Source organism: Bacillus pseudomycoides DSM 12442 (genome assembly GCF_000161455.1).
Taxonomy (GTDB): domain Bacteria; phylum Bacillota; class Bacilli; order Bacillales; family Bacillaceae_G; genus Bacillus_A; species Bacillus_A pseudomycoides.
On sequence record NZ_CM000745.1, the window covers coordinates 4,963,360 to 4,975,761 of the forward strand.

The window sequence follows — 12,402 nt, forward strand, 5'->3', positions numbered from 1 at the left end:
GAATCTTCTTAATAATTGTAAAGATGCCTCATAGACATCTTCTGTTAAACATGTCGGCTGATCTAATGTAATTGCTCGCTTAAACCCTCCACCAATGTACTTGCTGTAACCTATAGCAAGTTCAACCGTCCTACAGCATTTATCCATAGATCGAAGACGAAAACACGTTTCCTCAATCTGTTCTAAAATAAGTAACTTCAACTTATTGAGACTATAACAATCCTCTAATAAGATTTGTCCTTTTGTTATGGACGTACTTTTAGGTATGTATTTATTAGCAATACGGCTTTCATCTATACCAAATGAAAAACGATGTAACTCTTCACCTTTCACCTTTCCAAATCGCTTTATTAAACGCTCTTTGGGTGTATTTGCAACATCCTGTAAGGAAAACAGTCCCATGCCATGTAATGCATCCTGGGTAGCTGATCCGATTCCACATACATCTTTGAGTGGCTTGATATTCCAGAGTTTCTTTGGAACATCTTCGTATGTCCATAATACAATCCTAGACCTGGAATGTTTACTTTCCACATCTAGAGCAACCTTTGAAAGAAATAAATTCGGCCCAATTCCGATGGATGCGGTTATACCCGTTGTATCGTATATCTCTTTTTGAATTCTTTCAGCAATTACAATAGGATCACGACCAAATAGATGCGCTGTTTGTTCCATATCAAGGAAGCACTCATCTATCGAAAAAACGTGTAGATCTTCTAATGCTACATACTTTGTATATATTTCAGTAATTTGATTAGAAATTTCAACAAACCTTCCCATAGTTGCATTTACAATAATGATGTTTGGATCTTTTGGAATTTCGTATAATCTCGTTGCTGTCGAAATGCCCAGTTTTTTCAGTTCGGGAGTGCAAGCAAGCACAATTGATCCCTTTCTATTCACGTCCCCGACGACCGCTAATTTCACTTTCAATGGATCTAAACCTCTCATAACACATGCACAACTGGCGAAAAATGAACATAAATCTATGCAGAAAATCATTCGATTCATGCACTTTGAGTAATCAAACATCATTTCACCCTTCAAAACAGAACGTTTGTTCCTATTATAAACCTATTATTTTGGATTATACAATCATTTTTTAACTAAAAATTTAGTACGTGAAATTATAACGACCGGAATTAAGAACGAAGAGGGAGGTCGAACCCTTAAGTCCTGTCTATCTCTTTACATGTTAAAATGGTAAGAGGGGCGACTTTTTAAAACTATATATTGGAGGGAGATAGAATGAACTATATTGCTCACATCCGCGAAAGTGACAAGCAGGTACAAACTGTCGGAGAGCATTTATTAGGGGTAAAAGAACTATCTGAAACCTACGGAGAAAAAATTGGGATAAAACATTTAGCCGGTTTAGCAGGCATGCTCCATGATCTAGGTAAATATTCCAATGAGTTTAGAGAGTACATATTGGAAGCAGTAAATAACCCTAATTCTCCACCTAAAAGAGGAAGTGTTGATCATTCAACTGCAGGCGGAAAATTTTTATATCAATTCTTCCATACAGAAAATGTTATTCCTTATAAAGGGATAATATCTGAAATAGTAGGAAATGCTATTATTTCTCACCATGGATACCTTCAAGATTTTTTCAATCCTAATTTAGAATCACCATATTTAAATAGAGTGCGAGATAAAGAATTGAGTGAATTTGATATGACAAAGCAATTCTTTTTTAAATATGTTATGAGCGAGACAGATTTTCATGAGTATGTTGACAAAGCCACTGTAGAACTAGAAAGTTTTTTACTTAAAGAATCCCCGGAAAATACTGAAAAACAATTAATGTTTTTAACTAAATTTATCTTTAGTACATTAATTGATGCCGATAGAACAAACACCCGATTATTTGAAGAAGAAAAAAGTGTAGAATCCGTAATAAATTCTGACGAGTTATTTGATATATATTACGAAAAGCTCATGATAAAAATCAATTCATTTAAAAAACAACAGAATGCAATTACCCCCATTAACATTTTAAGAGCCGAGATGTCAGATCAGTGTGATCAATTTGCTGAGAGGCCATCAGGAATATATACGTTATCTATTCCAACTGGTGGTGGTAAAACATTAGCAAGCTTAAGATATGCACTAAAACACGCCAAGATCCATAATAAAAAACGAATTATTTATGTTGTACCTTACACAACAATTATTGAGCAAAATGCGGAAGAAGTTCGAAAAATCTTAAAAGATGAAGCAAATATTTTAGAACATCATTCAAATATAGTTGAAGAAGTGAATGATAATGATGAAAGTGAAGACGGTATTATTAACGTAAAACAAAAATTAAAGCTAGCTAGAGATAATTGGGATTCGCCCGTTATTTTTACAACCATGGTTCAGTTTCTAAATGTGTTTTACGCAAAAGGAAGTAGAAATACTAGAAGACTCCATAATTTAAGTGAGTCAATTATTATTTTTGATGAAGTACAAAAAGTTCCTATTTCATGCGTTTCATTATTTAATCAAGCATTGAATTTTTTAAAAATATATAGTCGTTCCAGCCTAGTTCTCTGTACTGCCACTCAACCCGCTTTGGACTTTGTAGAACAGAAATTAGATATAAATGCAGATGCTGAAATGATTACTAATCTCGATTATGTAATTGAATCATTTAAAAGAGTAGAAATCATTGATAAAGCAACTAATGAAACGTTTAATAATGACAAACTCACAACATTTATACATACAAAAATTGGGGAAGTACAAAATATCCTAATTATTTTAAATACAAAATCAGTTGTGAGAGATTTATATACACGATTACAGAGTCAAGAATTAAATATTCCTATTTACCACTTAAGCACAACAATGTGTGCAGCCCATCGACACAAAATTTTAGAAGAGATTAGGAAGTGCCTCAGGGATGGAAAAAAAATCATTTGCATCAGCACACAGTTAATCGAAGCTGGTGTAGATGTGAGTTTTGAGTGTGTTATTCGATCCTTATCTGGGTTAGACTCTATAGCACAAGCGGCAGGAAGGTGTAATCGTCATGGGGAAAAGGGCATACAGAATGTTTATGTGATTGATTATGAAGAGGAAAACCTAAGTCGTTTACAGGAGATTAAAATCGGAAAGAAAATTACGAAAAAAATTCTTGTGGATTTGAAGCGTAACAACAAAAGTCACGGAGGGCATATTTTATCAAGGGAAGCAATGAAAAGATATTTTAAAGAATATTATACAGAATTTGAATCTGGTTTAAATTACTTTATTCCAAAACTTAAAAAGAACATGACAGAGCTATTATCTGCACCGAGAATAGAAAATAGTTATCGTCGAGCATATATTCATAAACACGACAAAAAGGACGTTCCATTATTTATTGTAAATAGCTACCGGACAGCAGCCGAACATTTCCGCGTCATTGATGATCTAACAACTTCAGTTATTGTCCCATATGAAGATGGTAAAGATATCATCGCAGAATTAAATAGCAGTAGTTCCATTGAGAATCTAAGCCAATTATTACGAAAGGCACAACAGTATACAGTTAATTTATTCAGCTATGAAAAAGAACAATTGATTAAAAACGATGGTCTTGTATACTATTTTGATGGGAAAATTTTAGCTTTGAAGGAAAGTGCCTATAATGATGAATATGGTTTAGACATTCATAATGAGAGCGATTTTAAGACAGCTATATTTTAAAAAACCTATCTTTGTTTGAGATAGGTTTTTTATTATATAAAATACCTTTCAATTCACACTAATAATAGTGACGAATTATTATAACCTATCCAAAAACATTCATACCTTTCTCACAATATATGATTACCATTTATTGATGTTATTACAGAGGAAAGGTATCATTAAATTATCAGAAAAATCCAAGAAGGGTGGGGAGAATCTTTGAGAAATTCTATTGAGTTTGAATTATTTGGTGATTACGCTCTATTTACAGATCCCTTGATGAAAATGGGAGGAGAAAAATTCTCTTATCAAGTACCGACTTACCAAGCTATTAAGGGCATCGTCGAATCAATATACTGGAAGCCGACTCTTCTTATGGTGGTCGATAAAATAAGAATTATGAATGCAATCAAAATGGAGTCAAAAGGTATTCGTCCGATTGAATATGGTGGCGGGAATACACTCGCAAATTACACATATTTAAAGGATGTTCGATATCAGATCAAGGCTCATTTTATCTTTAATCCTCATCGACCAGATTTAGCTTTTGACCACAACGAATTTAAGCATCATAACATCCTAAAACGTTCACTTAAAGCTGGCGGACGTAGAGACATTTTTTTAGGAACGAGAGAGTGCCAAGGATATGTGGAACCTTGTGTTTTTGGTGAAGGCAAAGGCTTTTATGATAATTATGGTGGAGATATTCATTTAGGCACAATGGTTCATGGGCTCAATTATCCAGATGAAACAGGTAGAAACGAATTAGAAGTTCGTTTATGGAATCCAGTAATGAGAGATGGAATCATTCAATTCATCCGACCGGAAGAATGTACAAAAGTCCGTAAAATAGCGAAGATGGAGCCAAAGGTTTTTGACCGTTCAAACGTTGAATCAGTTGATGAGCTTATAAAACAATTAGAAGAAGGAGGTGAATAAATGAGTTGGCTATTGAATTTGTACGAGACGTATCAATCAAATTTAGATCGAGTCGGTAAAATTGAAAAAAAATATAATGGCCAAGAATATACATTGCTGCCTATCTCTCATACCACTCAAACAGCCCATATTGAAGTTTCAATCACAGAAGACGGTGAATTTCACACGGCGGAAATCATTGATAAAAGCGATGCAAGTACATTGATTCCATGTACAGAGAATTCAGCAAACAGGGCTGGATCCAAAATAGCTCCCTATCCATTACATGATAAATTAAGTTATGTGGCAGGTGATTTTGTTACATATGGCGGAAAAATCAAAAAAGAAGAGCCTTTCTCATACTACATAAATCAATTAGAGGGATGGACAGTATCTCCATATGCTACAGCTAAGGTAAAAAGTATCTATACTTATTTAAGCAAGAGGCGACTAATAAAGGATTTAGTTGAAAAAGGAATTTTGCATGTTGATACAAATGGAGAATTGATTGAAGCATGGGATAAAAAGGCTGAAGCATTCCTTGGTGAAAAGCCACCTATTTTTTCAGTAGTTACAGGTAACCAAGAAAGTGCTTTTGTAAGGTTTAATGTGTATTCTCCGAATAAGATGCTGACAAAGGTCTGGAAAGATCCTGAAATGTACGATTCTTTTATCAAGTTTTATAGCAACTTTTTGGGTAAAGATGATTATTGCTATGTAACAGGAAAAATAATGCCAAGTACAGACAAACATGCCAATAAAATCAGAAATGCAGGGGACAAAGCGAAATTGATTTCTGCAAATGATACAAGCGGCTTTACATTTAGAGGAAGATTTCACAAGGCTAATGATGTCGCTAATATCAGTTACGATGTGTCACAAAAAGCACATAATGCGTTGAAATGGCTCATTAACAAGCAAGGGAAAATTGTTGATCAACGTGTATTTCTTGTCTGGGGTAATGATTCGGAGGATATTCCAGATTTTGTAGAAGACAGCTACAACATTTATTCAATGGATTTAAGACTACCGAAAAAACGAGAAATTAAGTCTTATACACACGAGCAATTTGCCGATGAAGTTGCTAAGGCGATTGATGGCTATAAAAATAATTTATCGTCCAGTGCCAATGTAAATATTCTCTTGCTTGATTCAGCGACAACAGGTAGATTAGCTGTTCTTTATTACCGTAATATGGATAAAAATCTATATTTAAACAGGTTAAAGAACTGGCATTCCACTTGTGTATGGGAACATCGTTATCGTAAAAATAAAGATAATGAATTTGTTAAATTTTATGGAGCACCATCAACGAAAGATATTGCGTTTGCTGCTTATGGACCAAAAGCAAATGAGAAAATAGTCAAAGGATTAATGGAGCGTATACTACCTTGTATTATAGACGAAAAAAAAATTCCATTCGACATCGTCAGAAGTGCCATTCAGCGTGCATCAAACCCTGTATCAATGGAAAGATGGGAATGGGAAAAAACACTAAGCATTACATGTGCATTAATTAATACAATGGAGGGATATCAAATGGTATTAGATAAGGAAAATAATGATCGTGATTATCTATTCGGACGTCTTCTTGCAATTGCAGATGTTTTGGAAAGAAAGTCTTTAAATACAAGTGATCAACGTGCCACAAATGCTAGAAGATATATGAATTCCTTTTCGCAACATCCGGAAAGAACATGGAGGACGATTCAAGGGGCTTTACAACCATATCAAGCACGTTTAGGAGAGAAAGTTTCGTATTATAACAAGTTAATTGATGAGGTTGGCTCAAAAATAAAAATCGGAGATTTCAATAATAAACCGCTATCTGGCAGATACTTGTTAGGCTTTTATAGTCAGCGACATGAGTTGTATCAAAAAAAGGAAAATAATGTTTCACTAGATGAATCAGTAAATAATAGAGGGGAGAATTAAAAATGACAACTTTAAACCATAAAATCGATTTTGCAGTTGTTCTATCTGTTACCAAGGCTAATCCAAATGGAGATCCTTTGAACGGAAATCGTCCGAGGCAAAATTATGATGGCCATGGTGAAATCTCTGATGTAGCCATTAAAAGAAAGATTAGAAATCGTCTTCAGGATATGGAGGAATCTATTTTTGTTCAGTCAAATGACAGGAAGGTAGATCAGTTTAATAGCTTAAGGGAAAGAGCAGAGACGAATGTAGATTTGGTAAAAGCATTAAAATCGAAAGAAAATCCTCATGAGCAATTTGCTTCAGTCGCATGTAAGGAGTGGATTGATGTAAGGAGCTTTGGACAAGTTTTTGCATTTAAAGGAGGATCCGGAAAAGGTGTCTCTGTTGGAGTAAGAGGACCTGTTTCTATTCATACGGCAACTAGTGTTGATCCGATTGACATCACTAGTATGCAAATTACGAAAAGTGTAAATTCTGAGCCTGGAAATGATAAAGGTTCAGATACGATGGGAATGAAGCATCGTGTCGATTTTGGAGTTTATGTTTTTTATGGAAGTATTAATACACAATTAGCAGAAAAGACAGGTTTTACTAACGAGGACGCGCTAAAGATTAAAAATGCACTTGTTACATTGTTTGAAAATGATGCGTCAGCAGCACGTCCTGAAGGAAGTATAGAAGTACATAAAGTTTGTTGGTGGGAGCATAATTCAAAACTTGGTCAGTACTCTTCTGCAAAAGTACACCGTTTACTGGATATTAAGCGGAATATTGACGAACCAAAAACAATTGATGACTATACCATCTTGGTACATGAATTAGATGGTTTAAAAGTTGCGATTATTGATGGACTGTAATGAAGAAAATAGTTATCTAATGTTATCTGGTATTCAACATTTTCAATTTTGCAAACGACAATGGGCTCTCATCCATATTGAACAGCAATGGGAAGAAAACGTTAGAACGATTGAGGGTAAGTATCTTCATCAAAAAGCTGATCAACCATTTATTAAAGAAAAACGAGGAAACAAACTTACTGTTCGTGCGCTGCCTATAAAGTCAAATGAACTTAAAATTACAGGTATTTGTGATGTGGTTGAATTTATTAAAGATAATAGTGGTATTGAAATAAATGGTGCTGAAGGAAAATATATTGCTCATCCTATCGAATATAAACGCGGGAAACCAAAAATGAACGATTCGGATGTTTTACAATTAACAGCACAAGCTATATGTCTAGAAGAAATGCTGCTTTGTGAAATAAATACAGGTTATATATTCTATAATGAAATAAAACACAGAATCGAAGTACCGCTAACAGCAGATGATAAAAACAAAGTTAGGTCAATTGTCAAAGAAATGTATGATTATTATAAACGCAAGCATACACCTAAAGTAAAAACTGGATTATTTTGCAAAAATTGTTCCCTTCAAAATGTTTGCTTACCAAAATTAATGAATAAAAGATCTGTAAAAAGTTATATTGAAGGGAAGATTCATGAATGAAAAAACTTCTTAATACATTATTTATAACTCAATCAGACGTTTATTTATCATTAGATGGTGATAATATTGTTCTTCTTAAGGAGCAAAAGAAGATAGGAAGGTTGCCACTCCATAACTTAGAATCGATCGTATCTTTTGGCTATACTGGTACAAGTCCTGCACTTATGGGTTATTGTGCAGAAAAAAATATTTCATTAGTATTTTTAACAATGTATGGACAATTTCTTGCGAGAGTTATCGGAAAAAGTAAGGGAAATGTCATTCTAAGAAAGAAACAATATCGTATATCAGAAGATGAAGTCATGTCGGCTAAAATTGCGCGCAACTTTATTATTGGAAAGATTTACAATAATAAATGGATAATTGAAAGAATGACTCGAGATTACCCATTACGAATAGATGTGGATCAATTCAAAGAAATCTCCCAACACTTATCATCTATCATTCTTGAAGTAAGAGAGTGTGAGGATTTAGAAAGATTAAGAGGGTTGGAAGGGCAGGCTGCTACAAGTTATAATAAATTATTTAATCAAATGATCCTACAACAAAAAGAAGATTTTTATTTCAATAAACGTTCTCGAAGACCTCCATTAGATAATGTGAATGCAATGCTATCATTTGCTTATACATTATTAGCAAATGATATGACATCTGCATTAGAGGGGGTTGGCTTGGATGCATATGTTGGCTTTTTACATCGAGATCGACCAGGAAGAGTATCTTTAGCTTTAGATACCATGGAAGAGCTACGAGGGGTATATGCAGATAAATTTGTCTTATCATTAATTAATAAAAGAGTCGTAAATAAAGGGAATTTTCTACAAAAAGAAAATGGATCTGTTATCATGACAGATGAAGCTAGAAAGAAATTTTTAGCAGCTTGGCAAAATAAAAAGAAAGAAAAGATGACACATCCATATCTTGGGGAACAAATATCTTGGGGATTAGTACCACATGCACAAGCTTTGTTATTGGCTCGTTATTTACGTAATGACTTAGATGAGTATCCACCATTTTTATGGAAGTAGGTGTAACATTTGCTAGTATTAATTACGTATGATGTAAGCACTATTAGCGGTGCAGGACAAAAAAGACTGCGAAAAGTTTCAAAAGTATGTCAAAATTATGGTCAACGAGTCCAAAATTCAGTGTTTGAATGTGTTGTAGATGCAACTCAATTTGCTACTTTAAAGATGGAACTAGTTAAAATTATTGATGAAAGTGAGGATAGTCTCAGATTTTATCAGTTAGGTAACAACTATAAAAGTAAGGTCGAACATATCGGTGTAAAAGAATCAATTGATTTAGAAAGTCCTTTGATTTTTTAGGTGCGAACGTATAGCATACATAAAATCTCTAGTACATTCGCACCTAAATTTTCATAATTTATGATTAAAATTTATGATTTTCTATACAAATTTCTTTATCAAATAAAAAACTTGCATACTTTTGAACAGAATTAACGTATTTGTGTATTATTTTGAACACAAATCGCAGTCGCACCTCTTATAGGTGCGTGGATTGAAATTGGGAAAGGCTGATTTTATATCATACGAATAAAGTCGCACCTCTTATAGGTGCGTGGATTGAAATTTAGAGTATAAACAAGAGAAATTGTTAACTGATTTTGTCGCACCTCTTATAGGTGCGTGGATTGAAATTCAGCCATTTTTGTCACTCCTTTATAGTTTTACTGTCGCACCTCTTATAGGTGCGTGGATTGAAATATCTCTAACCGAACGAACCTGATAATAAATTTGGGTCGCACCTCTTATAGGTGCGTGGATTGAAATCCTTTAAGCTTGATTACCTCTTCATATTTTTTAGTCGCACCTCTTATAGGTGCGTGGATTGAAATAATCATGCTAGGATTGTTGTGTTGTACGAAGTAATGTCGCACCTCTTATAGGTGCGTGGATTGAAATTGTTTTAATCCCTTTTTTCAACAAAGCTAATGATGTCGCACCTCTTATAGGTGCGTGGATTGAAATAGTAAAGAGCGGTGACTTTTTCGCCCAGTCCGCAAGTCGCACCTCTTATAGGTGCGTGGATTGAAATCTAGCTGGCTTACTCTTGTTGTTTATACTCCTCGTCGCACCTCTTATAGGTGCGTGGATTGAAATAAAAACAAATCCGAACATGAAACGTTAAAAAACAGTCGCACCTCTTATAGGTGCGTGGATTGAAATTTCTCTTGCTCATTTGCTCTTTTGGACCTTTATGTCGCACCTCTTATAGGTGCGTGGATTGAAATTGATATCGATTCATCTAAATCAGTATCAAAATTTGTCGCACCTCTTATAGGTGCGTGGATTGAAATCATCATTTAAATCGCTTCCTTTCCAAGAAACTTGTGTCGCACCTCTTATAGGTGCGTGGATTGAAATCCTGTTGTGGACGCTGTATTCTCTACGAAGCAAGGTCGCACCTCTTATAGGTGCGTGGATTGAAATAAAATACATTAAATATCAAATAAAAAATCTCTAGTCGCACCTCTTATAGGTGCGTGGATTGAAATATATAGATGTGGGCGACGGAACTACAGAATATGTGTCGCACCTCTTATAGGTGCGTGGATTGAAATATAAATAGTTGTTTGGTAGTTCTTTAGATTCTCTGTCGCACCTCTTATAGGTGCGTGGATTGAAATTCTGATTGAAGCGTCATAGAACACTCTAGGTGCGGTCGCACCTCTTATAGGTGCGTGGATTGAAATATTAAGACAAGCGGATTTAGCTCATGATCTAAATGTCGCACCTCTTATAGGTGCGTGGATTGAAATCCAAATGAGACAAAAACAAATTAGCAAAAAATCAGGTCGCACCTCTTTTTTCTATCCAAATAGACTTCACCAATTTCTTAATAAAACAAGGTCTCGTTCTACAATATTACTTAACTACTTTGGCTTCCCAATTGAGACGCCTACTGCTTGCTATAAAAAATTTCATATTTCGACTCCTATTCTTCTCTTTTTCACCTTTCAAATTTTCCAGACTCCATTCAAATGAAACTAAAAAAGCTGAATCCCTTCGGGCAGAAGAGGTTTCAACTTTTTATTTTTTAGTCATAACCTTTGCAACAAGTTGCCATTAGGATAGTGTATCAGCAACTTGTAGCTATTACTATGAATGCTACATTCCACAAAATTATTACATGTTTTTTCATTTTTACTTCTTAATTTATTTTATGATAAAAACTACACCAAAATTACAATTTGTTGAAGGTTTTAAAAATTATAGATTTGGACAAGCTAGATTTATAAATAATGATTTTCCGAGGTGAGAATATGAGTTGGTTTGGTGTAGGGAAACCTAGGAGTAAATTTGGTAAATTTATAGATAAGCATAATTTAACTCAACAGGAAGTCGCAGAAAGGAGCGGTGTAAGTCAAGGGACGATTAGTCGTTTATGCAAAGGAAATGCATTTCTTCCGTCTTTAAAAACTGGTTCCAAGATTATTGATACTTTAAAAAAGTTAACAAATAAAAATGTAGATTACAATGATTTTTGGCTTTAGTTAAAAAATATCATTCATCACAAAAGTTCTCATAAACACATTTTGTTTTACAGCATATTGCTCTAACTTTGATTGTCGATAGTCTGATAATGTGAAAAAGATAATTACTGGAACAATAGCATTCTGTCTTTTGTAAATATCTGTTATATGGCCATATAACTGTATTTTATGTTCGTTTGCCTTCATATGTTGCATACGATCTATTTCAACGAAATGGGGAACATTATCTTCAAAATACGTTGCGTCAGGAATAATCTGATACCGTTGACCATTGATTGAAAGCTCTATAGATCTTTCTGTTTTCCATTCTGGAAATCCAAGCCACATCCAGCTTTCGTTTCTCATTAATATGTGCTGTAATTGACTACTTTTCTTTACTTCTCTTGTAATTCCTAATAAATCACGTCCTTTTTTATTTAAATAATATACATGCTCACGAGCTATTTTAGTAATATGACAATACGGAGTCAGATCCTTTAGTACACGATTTGCATTTCGAATACTTCCTAGGCAGTGGATGGCTTGCAATTGTCTCCTGGTTGCAAAATCTAACTTACTCAAAGTGGATAAAATCTCGATTTGTCTCGCTTTCTGTTTGAGTGTTTGATGCCTCATTTTGTTTCACCACCTTGTATTGCTTCAGTAATTCCCACATGTCCATATCCTTTAAATAAGGTACCTGAATTTCTTCTGTGCGATCAGTCTTAAATAATGCTCTTCCTGGAAGGGAAGGCAGCTCTTCAAGACCTGGTTCATCCAAAGCAACTTGTGAAGCAACCACTGTTGGTAATCGAAAACCTAGCTTTGCATCAGCATTTTGTTTGATTTGCCTTGGCAATGTGTCAGAGGTTGGATATTGA

Annotated in this window: 10 protein-coding genes, 1 pseudogene and 1 CRISPR repeat array; of the genes and pseudogenes, 8 read left to right on the forward strand and 3 right to left on the reverse strand. The window is 34.4% G+C overall.

The window, feature by feature from the left end; translation table 11 throughout:
• On the reverse strand, positions 1-1,035 hold a 1,035-nt coding region (locus tag BPMYX0001_RS25205; RefSeq protein ID WP_279626198.1), incomplete at its 3' end, for a Y-family DNA polymerase.
• Between the two features lie 213 nt (positions 1,036-1,248).
• Here BPMYX0001_RS25205 and BPMYX0001_RS25210 point away from each other — a divergent pair.
• The 8 genes from BPMYX0001_RS25210 to BPMYX0001_RS25245 all read left to right on the forward strand — a co-directional run bounded on the left by BPMYX0001_RS25210 (position 1,249) and on the right by BPMYX0001_RS25245 (position 11,542).
• Positions 1,249-3,678, forward strand: coding sequence for a CRISPR-associated helicase/endonuclease Cas3 (locus BPMYX0001_RS25210; RefSeq protein WP_033799355.1), 2,430 nt, complete (start codon positions 1,249-1,251; stop codon positions 3,676-3,678).
• A 201-nt stretch (positions 3,679-3,879) separates the two neighbouring features.
• Complete coding sequence (cas5c, locus tag BPMYX0001_RS25215; protein ID WP_033799356.1) at positions 3,880-4,599, forward strand: type I-C CRISPR-associated protein Cas5c; 720 nt, start codon at positions 3,880-3,882, stop codon at positions 4,597-4,599.
• On the forward strand, positions 4,600-6,513 hold the full coding sequence (gene cas8c, locus BPMYX0001_RS25220; RefSeq protein ID WP_006097003.1) for a type I-C CRISPR-associated protein Cas8c/Csd1: 1,914 nt from the start codon (positions 4,600-4,602) through the stop codon (positions 6,511-6,513). It begins immediately after the preceding gene.
• Positions 6,514-6,515: 2 nt separating this feature from the next.
• Complete coding sequence (cas7c, locus tag BPMYX0001_RS25225; protein WP_006097004.1) at positions 6,516-7,376, forward strand: type I-C CRISPR-associated protein Cas7/Csd2; 861 nt, start codon at positions 6,516-6,518, stop codon at positions 7,374-7,376.
• Complete coding sequence (gene cas4, locus BPMYX0001_RS25230; RefSeq protein ID WP_033799761.1) at positions 7,366-8,025, forward strand: CRISPR-associated protein Cas4; 660 nt, start codon at positions 7,366-7,368, stop codon at positions 8,023-8,025. The genes cas7c and cas4 overlap by 11 nt, the downstream gene beginning before the upstream one ends.
• Positions 8,022-9,053 carry a type I-C CRISPR-associated endonuclease Cas1c gene (gene cas1c, locus BPMYX0001_RS25235; RefSeq protein WP_033799357.1) on the forward strand — a complete coding sequence of 344 codons (1,032 nt, stop codon included), beginning with the start codon at positions 8,022-8,024 and terminating at the stop codon, positions 9,051-9,053. The genes cas4 and cas1c overlap by 4 nt, the downstream gene beginning before the upstream one ends.
• A gap of 9 nt (positions 9,054-9,062) precedes the next feature.
• A complete protein-coding gene (gene cas2, locus BPMYX0001_RS25240; RefSeq protein ID WP_033799358.1) occupies positions 9,063-9,353 on the forward strand; it encodes a CRISPR-associated endonuclease Cas2 in 291 nt (96 codons plus the stop codon).
• Between the two features lie 168 nt (positions 9,354-9,521).
• Positions 9,522-10,807: a CRISPR direct-repeat array (repeat unit 32 nt; unit sequence GTCGCACCTCTTATAGGTGCGTGGATTGAAAT).
• A 504-nt stretch (positions 10,808-11,311) separates the two neighbouring features.
• Positions 11,312-11,542: a helix-turn-helix transcriptional regulator gene (locus BPMYX0001_RS25245; RefSeq protein ID WP_033799359.1), complete on the forward strand. Its 231-nt coding sequence runs from the start codon at positions 11,312-11,314 to the stop codon at positions 11,540-11,542.
• On the opposite strand, the gene BPMYX0001_RS25250 is transcribed toward BPMYX0001_RS25245, so the two are convergent.
• Together BPMYX0001_RS25250 and BPMYX0001_RS25255 are read right to left on the reverse strand one after the other, a co-directional pair.
• Positions 11,543-12,157, reverse strand: coding sequence for a replication-relaxation family protein (locus BPMYX0001_RS25250; RefSeq protein ID WP_033799360.1), 615 nt, complete (start codon positions 12,155-12,157; stop codon positions 11,543-11,545).
• Positions 12,096-12,402: pseudogene (locus BPMYX0001_RS25255) on the reverse strand (FtsK/SpoIIIE domain-containing protein); the annotation flags it as partial. The gene BPMYX0001_RS25250 and the pseudogene BPMYX0001_RS25255, both read right to left, overlap by 62 nt.